Source organism: Burkholderia sp. lig30 (assembly GCF_000687455.2).
Classification (GTDB): domain Bacteria; phylum Pseudomonadota; class Gammaproteobacteria; order Burkholderiales; family Burkholderiaceae; genus Burkholderia.
Genome location: NZ_JGVW01000070.1, coordinates 37,626 through 50,840, shown reverse-complemented (window position 1 = coordinate 50,840; position 13,215 = coordinate 37,626). Strand labels below are relative to the sequence as shown.

Here is a 13,215-nt window from a genome sequence, read left to right as displayed (position 1 = left end):
TCCTCGTGATTTTTCATCGGACGGCAGCACCTATGGTCACCACGCACAACCTCGGCTTTCCGCGCATCGGCGCAAAACGCGAACTCAAGTTCGGCCTCGAACGCTACTGGAAAGGCGAATCGTCACGCGACGAACTGAAGGCGCTCGGCGCACAGCTGCGCCGGCGTCACTGGGACAACCAGCGCGATCTGGATCTCGCGCCGGTCGGCGATTTCGCGTTCTACGATCAGGTTCTGGACATGAGCTTTACGCTTGGCAATCTGCCCAGGCGCGTCCAGGGCTTCCAGGGCGATGCCATCGACAACTCCTTCCGCGTGGCGCGCGGTCGCTCGGCCCAGTCGGCGGAAGAGCACGCGGCATGCTGCGGCGGCGTCGCGGCGGGCGAAATGACGAAGTGGTTCGACACCAACTATCACTACATCGTCCCGGAATTCCACGCCGACACGAACTTCACGCTCGACCCGTCGCGACTCCTCCAGCAGCTTGGCGAAGCACGCGAACTGGGTGTCAACGCAAAACCCGTGATCATCGGCCCCGTGACGTACCTGTGGCTCGGCAAGGCGAAGGACGATTCGGATCGCCTTGCCTTGCTGCCGAAGCTGCTGCCCGTCTATGGCGCGCTGCTGGATACGTTGACGGCTCAGGGTGTCGAGTGGGTCCAGATCGATGAACCGGTGCTCGTCACCGAACTCGGTGCCCCGTGGCAAGAAGCCGTGAAGACCGCTTATGCCGCGCTGGAGACGCGACGGATCAAGCTGCTGCTCGCCACGTATTTCGGCCAGTTGCGCGAGAATCTCGCGCTCGCCTGCTCGCTGCCCGTCGACGGCCTGCACATCGACGCGATCAATGCGCGCGACGAAATCGCGACGCTCGCTCGCGAGTTGCCGGCGGACCGCGTGCTGTCGGTCGGCGTGATCAACGGCCGGAATATCTGGAAGACCGACCTGATCGCGACGCTCGACTGGCTCGAACCGCTCGCGACGCAGCTCGGCGAGCGGCTGTGGATTGCGCCGTCGTGCTCGCTGCTGCACGTCCCGGTCGATCTGGCGAGCGAACAGAAGCTCGACGCCGAGATCCGTTCATGGCTCGCGTTCGCGCTGCAGAAGCTCGACGAGCTGAAGGTGCTGGCAACCGCACTGAACGACGGCCGCGAAGCCGTCGCCGATGCGCTCGCGGCGAACGCGGCAGCAATCAACGCGCGCCGCGAGTCGCCGCGCGTGAACAACCCCGCCGTGAAAGCCGCGGTCGCAAAGATCGACGCCGCGCTTGGCAAGCGCATGAGCGCTTATGCACTGCGCGCACCGAAGCAGGCGGCGCTGCTGAAACTGCCGGCGTTCCCGACCACCACGATCGGTTCGTTCCCGCAGACCGCCGACATCCGTCACGCGCGCAGCGAATACAAGCGTGGCACGCTCGACGAGGCGGGCTACAAGGCCGAGATGCATGCGGAAATCGCGCGCAGCGTACGCGAACAGGAAGCGCTCGGGCTGGACGTGCTCGTGCACGGCGAAGCCGAACGAAACGACATGGTCGAATACTTCGGCGAGCAGTTGCACGGCTACGCGTTCAGCCAGTTCGGCTGGGTGCAGTCGTACGGATCGCGCTGCGTGAAACCGCCGATCCTGTTCGGCGACATCAGCCGCCCGAAGGCGATGACCGTCGAATGGATCACGTACGCGCAGTCGCTGACGAAGAAGCCGATGAAGGGGATGCTGACCGGCCCGGTGACGATCCTGAACTGGTCGTTCGTCCGTGACGACCAGCCGCGCTCGGTGTCGTGCCATCAGCTCGCGCTCGCGATTCGCGAGGAAGTGCTCGACCTCGAGAAGGCCGGCGTCAAGGTGATCCAGATTGACGAAGCGGCGCTGCGCGAGGGCCTGCCGCTGCGCCGCTCGCAGTGGGCAGAGTATCTGGGCTGGGCGGTCGAATCGTTCCGCATCACCGCGAACGGCGTGCGCGACGAAACGCAGATCCACACCCACATGTGCTATTCGGAGTTCAACGACATCATCGCGTCGATTGCCGATATGGATGCAGACGTGATCACGATCGAGACGTCGCGCTCGGACATGGAGTTGCTCGACGCATTCGACCACTTCAAGTATCCGAACGAGATCGGACCGGGCGTCTACGATATCCACTCGCCGAACATCCCGACCGAACAGCACATCGTCGGCCTGATGAAGAAGGCGGCAGAGCGCGTTCCGGCGGAGCGGCTGTGGGTGAACCCGGACTGCGGCCTGAAGACCCGCCAGTGGGCCGAGGTGATGCCGGCGCTGACGAACATGGTCAGCGCGGCGAAGGTGCTGCGCAGCCAGGTACGGTAACGCGGCACGGCCTTGCGGCGGCGCCAGCCGACGCGAGGCCACCACCGCTTACACAAGTAAAGTCGTTTGTTATGCACTGCACCATGCGCTCGCCGCTGACTGCTGCGCATTCCCGGATTGGCCGAAGCGGGGCGGCATCGCACGCATGACCACGCGGTTCGCCCGCCGGATCTCCCCCTCTCCGATGCCCACCACGGCGATGGCACACGCATCGTGCCACGCGTGCGGCGCTCCGCGTCGCTCTCCCAGCCAAGTAGCAGGGTGAGTACATAAGCCGATCTTTGCTGTGCCGGACGCGGCAGAATTATTCGATGTGCGGATGACGTCCCGTCCATCTGCCCTGACGACGATGGCCGACGAGCTCGACGGCCAGCGCTGGCATCCGGAAAGCCGATGGCGTTGGGGGCGGTCGAGGATGGGCGCGTTTTCCCATCGGCCAGGTTGGCGCCCCAATCGCGCTGGCGTGATAAACCGGATAGTTGTCGTGCCGTTCGCCGATGCCTGCAAACAACTCCGCACAACATTGAGTAGCCGTTGCAGAGCCGTGCGAAAAGCGGTTCGCAACCCGAAACGGTTCGTCCAGCCAAAAGGCGGCTTTCTAGCTACAACCGCCGTTCTGCGGCCATTGGGCGACGCGTCAGTTGGCGCCTGGCGCTGGCGTTCGAATGCCGGCCACTGTGAGCGAATCGAGCCTCAATTGTCGGACGGCTCGAACCGGGCGAAGAGCTGTACCCATCCGAGCTTTCGCCGCCTCCTTGGCTCCCAGATCCTTTCTCTCAAGATTCTGGACCACATGAGGGAGATAAATTTCCGAGTCCAGATTTCCATAGCTCGAGTAGTACACGAACGTGGGAAGCGCTTTCAAGACAATATCTCGAACACCTTCGATGTCTTCGGGAGCGGGCGACCTGATATGGGACGACCATTCGGTCAGGACATCGATTGACTGCTGCACGCGAGGAACGATTGTCGACGTCTTGGCCGGCTGGTCTGGCAACAACTTCTTCAGCGTTTCGATGGCGGCATCGAGGTCATGCGCAGTCCAGTCTTGCATGATGGGTTCGGCCAGAGCGTGAATAGCGTCAACAATCGCAGCCTTAAGAGGCTCCTCCCGCAGCGCTGGCAGTGGCCACTGCGGCCTTACAGTTCCGGTACGCCACCGAGTCTCCCCACTGATGCTAATCGCGGCATAGGAGTTCGCTGCCGATAATACGGCAGGGTTCGGCGTGCAATCGAATGAGTCGATCTCGACGGCATTACGTCCCTGCTATGCGACCCGGATCAGGCCGAACCCAAGTAGGCCAAGCACGGATACCCCATGCCCCACTCCGGCGGGGCTTTTTCGATCAGACGGCTGTCTGCTCGTGCCGAATGGCTTCTAGTGCCGCACGAACAAGAAAGCCGCTACGCGTTTCCTTGTGGGCCTCCGCGAAGGCGTCAATCTGTGTAAGCACGAAGCGTGGCAAACTTATATTCACACGCTCTGGCTTCATATCAAATTTCGAAGGATCAATGTCTACGACAGCCCAAAATGAGCCGGCATAGTCTGGGTTGTCGCGAAGTTCCTCAAACGACGTGGGCTCGAAGCGAACTTCGTCCCCCGCCTCGACGGAAGTTTCAACCCATCCCTCGATAGCCTCTTGCGTGTTTTCGAGCGCTTGTTCGAGCGTCGTTCCCCATGAGTTGCAGCCCGGAAAATCCGGTACGACAACGCCATAATCGGTGCCCTCTTGCTTGTCGACAGCAACGAAAAATCTCACATCCAACTCCTTGTTTGGAACCCGCTGACCGGTTGCGGCCCTCGGGGTCCGTTGTAGCCACCAGCCTTACTGCCCGGTGAGTGTTAAACCAGATTGCCTCTCGATGCTTTTCAGCGTCGCAATCGTGAGGTCTTTCTCTGGATGCGGCACCGTTACCGTGCCTGGCTTGCTGGGGTGCCTGAAGTGATGATGACTCCCCTTCACCCGCTTCTGCACCCACCCATCCTGCTCAAGCCGCCGTATCACTGTTCTCGAATCCATAACGCCGCACCATATCCTTCGCCAAAGCTGTCGCCATACACACCCCTTTTCTCCTGACCTAGTGTGTATCCTATACGCACCGCAGAGGAATGCAAGGAAAGTTTGTGTATCCGGTGTGTAAAAATCCCTGCTGAGTCCGGTCACTTGGGCGTCGCGACGTCGGCCTGGAAAAGGATTTCCAGCTCGTGGAGCAGCGCCATACGGGCCGTCGTCTCCACGCAGGAATGCCTTGGGGTGCCTTCAGGGTGCCGGAAGTGCGGCCGTAGCTGAAAAGTGTCCCGCGCTGCGTTGACCGCGTCGAGCGGCGTGCCGCAACTGACGCATTCGCAGTTGCACCGGGCGCCACGTTGTTGCTCATCCAGTTCGAAGATCAAACGCGGCGAGTCGGCCTCACAATCGCGGATCCATGCCATGACCACGGTGGCCTTCGTTTGGCCTTCGCTGGTTGAGCTCATCCCCCACTTTATCCCGGTGATCGGGCTACTCGATGGCGCGATCCTGGTGCCGTTCGGCATCCTGGCCGCGATCAACCTCGTGCCGCCTGGAATCATGGCTGAACATCGCGCCGCGGCTGCGCTGGCCGCCGAACGCCCCGTCAGCCGTGGGACGGCCGTCGTGACCGGCGTGGTGTGGCTGGCGTCACTCGCGCTGGCCGCCTGGTTCGGCTACCGGAATTACGCGGCCTGACTGTTCCCCCGGCCAGCCTGCCCGGCCGACGCGCGCGGGTCACGGCATCGGTTCGGGCCACGTATCCCGCTTCCCATGGCGCCGACCGGCGGTCGCACGGCCGTAGATACAACTTTCCTTGAAATTTAGACACAACTTTAGTTGCGTGGGCGGCGCATCCCGACGCGACAGCATGGCCTCAATATCAAACTGGCAAGATAAGTTTTCTTATCACAACAGCACGATTTACATGCCAAACTGGCGTACACGAAAACGCGCCGACCTCCCGACGACGCCGTCGAATCGCGAGGGACACGCCCCCCCGGAAGAAACCCACCATGCAATTGAGCCAAAGTAGTTAAGGCTGTCTTCAGCTTGGGCGGCGCATCCTGATTTCACGGCAACAGCGACTGCTCAATTGCCGCCCTGGACTACTGGAGGCCCCTATCATGAAATTCTTCATCAGCGTCATCGCGATCGCGACAGCAATCACGCCGGCACTCGCATCCGCCCACTCCCAAAACGAGGGATTGACTCGAGGACAAGTCGAGGCGCAGCTCGTTCAGATCGAAGAAGCGGGTTATAACCCCGTGCAAAAGGACAACCATTACCCGCAATCAATACAGCAGGCCGAGGCACGCATCCATTCGCCGGAATCGGCCGCACAGCCGGGCGAATCGGGCTATGGCTACGCACAACGAACAGCAGAGGAGGCCGGCCACGTGACCGCTGGCCACGATCTCCACCGATCCCTCTACGCACATCATTGACATGAGTAAACGAGCGGCCGCTGACGATGCTCCGTGTCCGGGCTTGTGGCCTGCCATTGCGTTGTGCCTGTGATCGGACGGTTGTGCGTCAAACCGCTGGTAGCGGATGCCGAAACCGGGCAATCGCCGGTTGCAGATCGCCGCCCTGCAAGACACGCGCGGCGGCCCGCGAAACCGTCGCGCTGGCGGCACGCACCGAGCACATCATTCTGGTCGTGACCAGCCACGTGCTGTACGGGCCGTGGCACCCGCTGCACTTCACGATTCAGCTTCGCGCCGGCACTCTCGAGCTGGCGGCTCAACGGCGCGTTCGCGCCGCCGAAGATCGCGCCGGCCAGCGCGCGTTCGATCTGCACGCCATGGAACGGCGTGCGCACGGCGACAGCCGCAGCGTCTCGGTCCTGCAACACCCGCGCATGATGGTCCAGACGAGCATGGCGGATCCGCACAAAGTCGCCCGCGTCGAGCGGCTTTGACAGATCGAGTCCGATCACCTCCACACCGAGCGGCCCGATTCCTCCAGATTCTGCACAAGACCTTTCCCGCCAAAAGCATTAATAGACTGCCACCCTCTCTCCAATAATTCACGCGGCCGACCTTACGGCACGCCGACGATCCCGCCTTATCCATTACAACAAGATCATATGCACTACTATCAAAATAACGAGGCGAGCAACAAGCTTGCCCCCGTCACGCACGGGCCAGCCGCCGGCAACCGGCTGGCGTCCGGCATTGCCGGTACCTGCCTGATGGCATGCCTGGGCGGCTTCGGCACCGATGCGGCCCAGGCTCAGAGCAGTGTCACGCTGTACGGCCTGATCGACGCGTCGATCACCTACGCGAACAATCAGCGCACCCACGGGGCCGGCTCGTCCGGCAGCAGCAGCTGGTCGATGACGAATGGCGCGTTGAACGCATCGCGGTGGGGGCTGAAAGGCAGCGAGGATCTCGGTGGCGGCTGGTCCGCGATCTTCACACTCGAAAACGGCTTCTCGGTGCCCACGGGCGGGCTGTCGCAGAAAGGGGTCGACATGTTCGGCCGTCAGGCCTGGGTCGGGCTGAAATCGAAAGAGGACGGCTCGCTCACGTTCGGCCGCCAGTACGACCTGATCCTCGATTTCGTGACGCCGCTCGAGCCGTCGGGCCCCGGCTGGGGAGGCAATCTGGCCGTGCATCCGTACGACAACGACGATTCCAACCGGAACATCCGCATCAACAACTCCGTCAAGTATACGAGCCCGACCTACCGCGGACTGACGTTCGGCGCGATGTACGCGTTTTCGAACACGGCCGGCCAGTTCGGAAACAATGCGGCCTGGAGCGCGGGGCTGTCGTACGCGACCGGGCCGCTCAAGCTCGGCGCGGGCTATCTGAAGATCAACCGGAACGCGAACCTGGCGAACGCGAACGGCGCGGTCAGCACGACGGACGGCTCGGCGACGATCACCGGCGGCGGCGAGCAGATCTGGGCGATCGCGGGACGATACGCATTCGGCCCGCACTCGGTCGGGCTGGCGTGGTCGCATTCGGCCACCGATGGCGTGACGGGCGTGCTCCAGGGCAGCAGCATCACGTCGCTCAAGGGCAATTCGCTGATTTTCGACAACTTCACGATCGACGGGCATTACGCCGTCACGCGCGCGTTGAGCCTGTCCGCCGCCTACACGTATACGATGGCGCGCTTCGACAGCAAGACCGGCCAGACCCGCCCGAAGTGGAATCAGGTGGTCGCGCAAGCCGACTATGCGTTCTCGAAGCGAACCGACGCCTACCTCGAAGGCGTCTACGAGAGCGTGAGCGGCGGCAACGGCAACCCGGCGTTCGACGCATCGGTCTGGACGCTGCCGCCGTCGGCCAACAGCAACCAGATCGTCGTCGCGCTGGGCCTGCGGCACCGCTTCTGAGCACAGCCTGCGCTAGGGCCTGTTCACGCTAATAACGGGCTTGCGCTGGCCGCCAGAAGGAATTTTTCAAAGACAGGGGAACGAGCCTTGCCGGCCGCATTGCGGCGTCGGTCGTCGCTTGTTTGGCTCGGCCAAACGGCGCTCCTCCCTCCTTGCACTACAGCCGGCAAGGCTCGTTCGCAAGCCCGTTATTAGCGTGAACAGGCCCTAGCCCTAACGCGTGATGCTCGCATACCACGCGGCGGCCGCGTCGATCTCGCCTCGCGTCATGTTGCGCGCGATGTTGCGCATCTGCTCGGACGTATCGTTATGGCGCGCGCCGTTCGCGAAGTTGAGCAACTGCGCCTTCGTATACGCGGCCGGCAGGCCGTCGAGCCACGGGCTGCCGGCCTTCTCGTCGATCCCGCCGTGACAGGCGGCACAGGCCGGCACGTTGCGCATCGGCGCGCCGTGGACGACGATGTCCGGCGCGCCCGGCGCATCCACCGCGCGCACCGGCACCGGACGCGGCAGCGACGCGTAATACACGGCCAGGTCGCGCAAGTCCTGATCGCCGAGGCCATGCACCATCGGCGACATCGCGGCGTTCTGCCGCGCGCCGCTCGCGAAGTCGCGCATCTGCTTGTACACGACGATCGCGGACTGTCCCGCCAGATTCGGCGTGTTCGCCTGGCTCATGCCCTTCTCGCCGTGACACATCGTGCAGCGCAGCGACAGCGTCGCGCCGCGGCCAATCGACTGCGCGCTCGCGTCCGCCAGCAACTGCGGCGTCACCTGCACGTCGCTGATCCGGTACGACGGCGCGATTGCCTTGCCGGCGAGCCATTGGCGCGGCACCCCGGCCGCGCTGCAGATCGCGTTCCACACGCCCTGGAACTGCGGGTCGCGCTGCACCGACGGCAGCCAGACAAAACCCACTGCCGCCGACACCAGCACGACACCGGCCACCGCGCCGACACTGACCCGGAACCACGGGTTGGCCAAGGAGAACAGGCGCTCGTCGCTCATCGCTGCGCTCCGATCGTGATCGCGGGCACGGCCGTGTCGCCGCGGGTGACGAGCTGCATGATCGGGTAGCCGTAGTTGACGACCGTGAGACCGATCATCAGCGCGATCCACAGCGCGAAGCCGTTGAGCGCGACGGGCACGCTCGGCGATTCGTGAACCGCCGTGCTGAAACGATACGTGCCGGGTTCCGTGCGCGGCGCGCGATGCCCCTGGATCAGCACCACGAAGAACAGGATCGCCGAGATCACGAGGATGATGCCGCCGATCGCGGACATCGCCACCCACATCGCCTGTCCGGCGAGCGCCGGGTCCGAATAGTCATAGTAGGCCATCCGGCGCGGCATCCCGAGGATCCCGACCCAGTGCCACGGAAAGGTCGTGACGATCATGCCGACGAACCACAGCCAGAGCTGCCAGCGCATCAGCCGCCAGTTGGTCAGCGCCCGCCCGGTAAGATGCGGCCACAGGTCGTACGCGATCGCGAAATACATCGTGACGATCGCCCCCGCGAAGATCAGGTGGAAATGCCCGGTGATCCACTGCGTGTTGTGGACCGTCGAGTCGAGCTGGTAGCTCATGTTGATGAGGCCGCCCGCGCCGCCGAAACCGAGCATCACGAACGAGAACGCCAGCGCGAGCATCTGCGGGTTCTCCCAGGGCAGCGCGGCGAGCCAGCCGAACGCCCCCTTGCCGCCGCGCAGGCGCGCTGCGATCTCGACCGATGCGCTGATCGTGAATACCGTCAGCAGGGTCGGCACCGCGACCAGCGACGTGAACACCGATTGCACGAACTTGAAGCCCGAGCCGACCTGCGGATCGGCGAACAGGTGATGAATGCCAATCGGCATCGACACGACGAGGAACAGGATGAACGAGATCCGCGCCATCGCGTCGCTGTAGAGCCGCCCGCCGATCGCGCGCGGCACGATCGTGTAGTACGCGATGTAGGCCGGCATCAGCCAGAAGTAGACGATCGCGTGCAGCGTCCACGAGAAGAACACGCGTGCGAGGCCCGCGTCGATGGTGGTCTTGAAGCCGAGCGCGACCGGCAGGATCTGGAAGATCACCTCGATCGCCGCGCCCACCGCGGTCCAGCCCCACAGATAGGCGCCGGCCACGGTCGCGAACATCGCGAGCGGCACGGTCTTGCCCGGATTGTCCCGCTTCCACGCCGCGAGGTTGACCGACATCAGCGCAACCCAGATCCACGAGCCGACCACGACCAGCACGACGCCGAGGTAATAGAACACGTTGCCGATCATCGGCGGATAGAACGTGTAGAGCACCGACGCGCGCCCCATCGCGACCGGCACGCTTGCCGCCACCGCGCCCAGCGCGATCAGCGCAAACCCGGCCCACGCCCAGCGCACCCCGACCAGCGTGCGCTTGAGCGCCAGCTCCGCGACCGAGTAGCCGAAACCCATCGCGATCAGCGTCGGAAACACGTAGCCCATCACGGTGCCGTGCTCCGTCACCGAGCGATAGTAGAGCTCCGGGTCGCGCAGCCAGCTGTGCAGCGGACTGCGCACGAGCATTTGCCATGCGCCGAGCGGCAACGCCACGGCGAACACGATGAAGGCCAGCCAGAAATGCGCGAGTACGAGTCGTTTGCTATTCAACACAGCTCAGCCTCCGCGATTGGACGGCCAGTTGCTGGAACGCGGCCTTGTCGATGACCTTCACGTGCGCCCACATCCCCTGATGGCCCGTGCCGCAATACTCGTGGCACGGCATCAGATGGTCGGCGGGTGCCGGAAACGTGGTCCTGAACGTCGCGACGTAGCCGGGTTCCACCATCGAGTTGATGTTGGTGTCCGTCACCAGAAACCCGTGCACGACGTCGGCGCTCGTCGCCCGGAACGTGATCGGCGTATCGGCGGGCACCAGCACGCACTGCGGCGTGAACGAGTATTGCTGCGCGACGATGCGCACCGTCACCGAGCCGTCCGGCTCGAGCGCGGTGCCGAGGTTGCTCTCGACGAATTCGCCGCTGACGTGCAGCGACTCCGGCCGGATCGTCTCGACCCGCGAAGGCGGCATCATCGCCCAGCGCAAGCCGGTGTAGACGACCATGATCACCAGCAACGCGACGATGGCAAGCATGATCGCCGCCCAGCGGCGTTCGACGCGCTCGGCGACATCGGTGGAAGCCGGGCTGTTCGGATCGAGGGAGTTCGCCATGTTGCCCCGTATTACTGGATGACGCCGCGCGGCAGGAAGACCAGGAAGTAGAAGGCAAACCACATCGCGACGACCAGCACCGTCGCGGTGCCGGCGAGCGCGAGCGCGCCGCGCGGGCCTTGCCGCACGATTTCGTCGACGCGTTCGGCGTCCGCTGCGGGCTCGCCGTGTTGCGATGCGGATGACTCGATCATCGTGGCCTCAAAAGATGGGCGCCGGACGCAGCTCGTTGACTTCCTTCGTGCTGACCGGCTTGCCGTGGTTGCCCCATGCGGTGCGGATGTACGTGACGACCGCCGCCACCTCCTCGTCCGACAGCAACTGCGCGAACGGCGGCATGCCGTACGGCATCGGGTTCTTGCGCGTGCCGGGCGCGTAGCCGCCATTCAGCACCATGCGGATCGGATTGACCGCGGACGTCATCTGGATCGACTGGTTGCTCGCGAGCGGCGGGAAGTGCGGCGGCTTGCCCTGCCCTTCCTTCGCATGGCACACCGCGCATTGCGCTTCGTAGATCTTCCGGCCGAGCGGCGCGAGACGACGGGTCTCCTCGGTCACGGCCGCCGGCGGCGGCGCGGTATCGGCTTCGCCCGTGCGGCCGGGCAACGACTTCAGATAGACCGCGACGGCCCGCACGTCTTCCTCGTTCAGATACTGGAAGCTGTCGTAGACGACTTCCGCCATCGGTCCGTAGACCGCGCCGCGACTCGATATCCCCGCGTTCAGCAGCCCGACGATGTCGGCGATGCTCCAGTCGCCGAGCCCGGCCTCGCGATTCGACGTCAGCGACGGCGCGTACCAGTTCTGCAGCGGAATCAGTCCGCCCTGGTACTCCTTCGAACGAATATTGCCGCCGAGCGCGTTGATCTCGGTGTGGCACATCGTGCAATGGCCGAGCCCCTCGACGAGGTACGCGCCGCGATTCCATTCGGCGGACTGGGCCGGATCGGGCTTGAACTCGCCCTCGCGGAAGAACAGCGTGCGCCAGCCGAGCAGCAGCTCGCGCCGGTTGAACGGGAAACTCAGTTCGTGCGCGCGGTTCGGCTGGCGGATCGGCGGCACCGACAGCAGGTACGCGTAGATCGCGTCGGAATCGGCACGCGTCACTTTCGTGTAGGACCCGAACGGCATCGCCGGATAGATGTACGAGCCGTCGCGCGACTTGCCGTCGTGCATCGCGCGGTAGAACTCGTCCGCCGTCCAGGTGCCGATGCCGGTTTCCTTGTCGGACGAGATGTTCGGCGAGTAGAGCGTGCCGAACGGCGTCTCCATCGGACGGCCCCCGCCGAACAGCTTGCCGGACGGCACCGTGTGGCATGCGACGCAGTCGCCCGCGCGGGCCAGGTACTCGCCGCGCGCGATCAGTTGCGCGCGTTCGGAAGGCTGCGCCGGATCGGCCGCGTAGGCCGCGGCAACGGGCACCACCGCGCCGACCAGCAGCGCGGCGAGCGTGTCGAGGAATCGTGGGCGGGTCACGTGTGCATCCCCCGCTAGTTGGAAACGCTGCCGCAGGCAAGCGGCAGCTTCGACCGCTCTTCCGCCGCCGGCGCTGGGTTCGACGGCGCAGGCTGCGCGGCGAGCCATGCCGCGACCGCGGTGATGTCGCGTTCGGAGAGCCGCGTCGCGATGTCGTGCATGCAGTCCGGCGCGGCCGCGCGGCGCGTGCCATAGCGCCATGCGCCCAGTTGCGCGCTGATGTAAGTCGCGTGCAAGCCGAGCAGCCCGGGAATCGCGGGCTCCATGCCCGTCAACCCGCGGCCGTGACAACTCGCGCACGCCGGCACGCCGCGCGCATGGTCGCCGTCCGTGACGAGCGCCTTGCCGAGCGCGAGCGTCGGCGCGTCGACGCTCGGGGTGGCGGGCTGCGGATACGGCGGATGCTGCGCGGCGAAATGCTCGGCGATCTGGCGCAGGTACGCATCGGGCAGATACGCGAGCAGGTAGTTCATCGGCGGATACTTGCGGCCGCCGTCGCGAAACGCGCGAAGCTGGCGGTACAGATAGCCTGCGGGCTTGCCTGACAGACGCGGGAAGTAATCGTTGTCGGTGCCTTCGCCGTGCGCGCCGTGGCATGCGGCGCAACCCATCACCCGCGCCTGCATGGTATCGGGCGCAGGCTCGGTGGCCGGCTCGGCGGCCAGCGCCGGCGCGCCCCATCGCATGCAGGACGCAAGCAGCACGACGATGAACAGTGCGATGCGATTCGTCACCAGCGTCCTCGTTCGGGTTATCGTGGCAGCAACAACGTCGCGCGTGCGGATCGTGCTCCGGCGCAACCGGATACGATCGCGGCATCCATCATCGCGGCGCCGCATCGGAGTACCCGTGCAGGCCGGCA

At 64.6% G+C, this 13,215-nt stretch carries 15 protein-coding genes; 4 read left to right on the top strand and 11 right to left on the bottom strand.

The genetic code is table 11. The features are described from left to right. Positions 1 to 32 precede the first annotated feature (32 nt). Entirely contained in the window at positions 33 to 2,327 is a 2,295-nt protein-coding gene (metE, locus tag LIG30_RS10630) for a 5-methyltetrahydropteroyltriglutamate--homocysteine S-methyltransferase (RefSeq protein WP_038711933.1), read from the top strand. A 637-nt stretch (positions 2,328 to 2,964) separates the two neighbouring features. On the opposite strand, the gene LIG30_RS10625 is transcribed toward metE, so the two are convergent. The 4 genes from LIG30_RS10625 to LIG30_RS10615 form a co-directional block, all read right to left on the bottom strand. Then, positions 2,965 to 3,381: a hypothetical protein gene (locus tag LIG30_RS10625; protein ID WP_038711931.1), complete on the bottom strand. Its 417-nt coding sequence runs from the start codon at positions 3,379 to 3,381 to the stop codon at positions 2,965 to 2,967. 292 nt (positions 3,382 to 3,673) lie between these two features. After that, a complete protein-coding gene (locus LIG30_RS10620; protein WP_012367238.1) occupies positions 3,674 to 4,087 on the bottom strand; it encodes a type II toxin-antitoxin system HicB family antitoxin in 414 nt (137 codons plus the stop codon). 66 nt (positions 4,088 to 4,153) lie between these two features. Continuing rightward, positions 4,154 to 4,348, bottom strand: a complete 195-nt coding sequence (locus tag LIG30_RS25230) for a type II toxin-antitoxin system HicA family toxin (RefSeq protein ID WP_012367237.1) — start codon at positions 4,346 to 4,348, stop codon at positions 4,154 to 4,156. A 140-nt stretch (positions 4,349 to 4,488) separates the two neighbouring features. Continuing rightward, positions 4,489 to 4,761, bottom strand: coding sequence for a hypothetical protein (locus LIG30_RS10615; RefSeq protein WP_038711929.1), 273 nt, complete (start codon positions 4,759 to 4,761; stop codon positions 4,489 to 4,491). Between LIG30_RS10615 and LIG30_RS10610 the strand changes: the two genes are divergently transcribed. After that, a complete protein-coding gene (locus LIG30_RS10610; protein ID WP_152986060.1) occupies positions 4,760 to 5,035 on the top strand; it encodes a hypothetical protein in 276 nt (91 codons plus the stop codon). The genes LIG30_RS10615 and LIG30_RS10610 overlap by 2 nt on opposite strands. Positions 5,036 to 5,463: 428 nt before the next feature. Continuing rightward, positions 5,464 to 5,784 carry a DUF4148 domain-containing protein gene (locus tag LIG30_RS10605; RefSeq protein WP_038711928.1) on the top strand — a complete coding sequence of 107 codons (321 nt, stop codon included), beginning with the start codon at positions 5,464 to 5,466 and terminating at the stop codon, positions 5,782 to 5,784. Here LIG30_RS10605 and LIG30_RS27630 read toward each other — a convergent pair. Further along, on the bottom strand, positions 5,778 to 6,278 hold the full coding sequence (locus tag LIG30_RS27630) for a hypothetical protein (RefSeq protein ID WP_162491947.1): 501 nt from the start codon (positions 6,276 to 6,278) through the stop codon (positions 5,778 to 5,780). The genes LIG30_RS10605 and LIG30_RS27630 overlap by 7 nt on opposite strands. Before the next feature lie 255 nt (positions 6,279 to 6,533). Here LIG30_RS27630 and LIG30_RS10595 point away from each other — a divergent pair, with 255 nt between their 5' ends. Beyond that, positions 6,534 to 7,688: a porin gene (locus LIG30_RS10595; protein ID WP_235510282.1), complete on the top strand. Its 1,155-nt coding sequence runs from the start codon at positions 6,534 to 6,536 to the stop codon at positions 7,686 to 7,688. Between the two features lie 213 nt (positions 7,689 to 7,901). Here the strand turns inward: LIG30_RS10595 and LIG30_RS10590 are convergent, their stop codons facing one another. The 6 genes from LIG30_RS10590 to LIG30_RS10565 form a co-directional block, all read right to left on the bottom strand. Next, positions 7,902 to 8,696: a c-type cytochrome gene (locus LIG30_RS10590; RefSeq protein ID WP_038711925.1), complete on the bottom strand. Its 795-nt coding sequence runs from the start codon at positions 8,694 to 8,696 to the stop codon at positions 7,902 to 7,904. After that, positions 8,693 to 10,318: a b(o/a)3-type cytochrome-c oxidase subunit 1 gene (locus LIG30_RS10585; protein WP_038711924.1), complete on the bottom strand. Its 1,626-nt coding sequence runs from the start codon at positions 10,316 to 10,318 to the stop codon at positions 8,693 to 8,695. The genes LIG30_RS10590 and LIG30_RS10585 overlap by 4 nt, the downstream gene beginning before the upstream one ends. Continuing rightward, positions 10,308 to 10,877, bottom strand: a complete 570-nt coding sequence (locus LIG30_RS10580) for a cytochrome c oxidase subunit II (protein WP_038712003.1) — start codon at positions 10,875 to 10,877, stop codon at positions 10,308 to 10,310. The genes LIG30_RS10585 and LIG30_RS10580 overlap by 11 nt, the downstream gene beginning before the upstream one ends. 11 nt (positions 10,878 to 10,888) lie before the next feature. After that, a complete protein-coding gene (locus LIG30_RS10575) occupies positions 10,889 to 11,071 on the bottom strand; it encodes a hypothetical protein (RefSeq protein ID WP_038711922.1) in 183 nt (60 codons plus the stop codon). 7 nt (positions 11,072 to 11,078) lie between these two features. After that, the gene (locus LIG30_RS10570; RefSeq protein ID WP_442856850.1) at positions 11,079 to 12,299 is read right to left on the bottom strand and encodes a c-type cytochrome; all 1,221 of its coding nucleotides are present in this window, start codon (positions 12,297 to 12,299) and stop codon (positions 11,079 to 11,081) included. 68 nt (positions 12,300 to 12,367) lie between these two features. After that, positions 12,368 to 13,039 carry a c-type cytochrome gene (locus LIG30_RS10565; RefSeq protein WP_051994963.1) on the bottom strand — a complete coding sequence of 224 codons (672 nt, stop codon included), beginning with the start codon at positions 13,037 to 13,039 and terminating at the stop codon, positions 12,368 to 12,370. Between the last annotated feature and the right edge of the window lie 176 nt (positions 13,040 to 13,215).

What these genes read in the sequence shown, in the direction of transcription:
- metE (WP_038711933.1), top strand. Translation starts at nt 33, where the DNA reads ATGGTCACCACGCACAACCTCGGCTTTCCGCGCATCGGCGCAAAACGC.
- LIG30_RS10625 (WP_038711931.1), bottom strand. Translation starts at nt 3,381, where the DNA reads ATGCAAGACTGGACTGCGCATGACCTCGATGCCGCCATCGAAACGCTG.
- LIG30_RS25230 (WP_012367237.1), bottom strand. Translation starts at nt 4,348, where the DNA reads ATGGATTCGAGAACAGTGATACGGCGGCTTGAGCAGGATGGGTGGGTG.
- LIG30_RS10610 (WP_152986060.1), top strand. Translation starts at nt 4,760, where the DNA reads ATGACCACGGTGGCCTTCGTTTGGCCTTCGCTGGTTGAGCTCATCCCC.
- LIG30_RS10615 (WP_038711929.1), bottom strand. Translation starts at nt 4,761, where the DNA reads ATGGCATGGATCCGCGATTGTGAGGCCGACTCGCCGCGTTTGATCTTC.
- LIG30_RS10605 (WP_038711928.1), top strand. Translation starts at nt 5,464, where the DNA reads ATGAAATTCTTCATCAGCGTCATCGCGATCGCGACAGCAATCACGCCG.
- LIG30_RS10595 (WP_235510282.1), top strand. Translation starts at nt 6,534, where the DNA reads ATGGCATGCCTGGGCGGCTTCGGCACCGATGCGGCCCAGGCTCAGAGC.
- LIG30_RS10590 (WP_038711925.1), bottom strand. Translation starts at nt 8,696, where the DNA reads ATGAGCGACGAGCGCCTGTTCTCCTTGGCCAACCCGTGGTTCCGGGTC.
- LIG30_RS10580 (WP_038712003.1), bottom strand. Translation starts at nt 10,877, where the DNA reads ATGGCGAACTCCCTCGATCCGAACAGCCCGGCTTCCACCGATGTCGCC.
- LIG30_RS10575 (WP_038711922.1), bottom strand. Translation starts at nt 11,071, where the DNA reads ATGATCGAGTCATCCGCATCGCAACACGGCGAGCCCGCAGCGGACGCC.
- LIG30_RS10565 (WP_051994963.1), bottom strand. Translation starts at nt 13,039, where the DNA reads ATGCGATGGGGCGCGCCGGCGCTGGCCGCCGAGCCGGCCACCGAGCCT.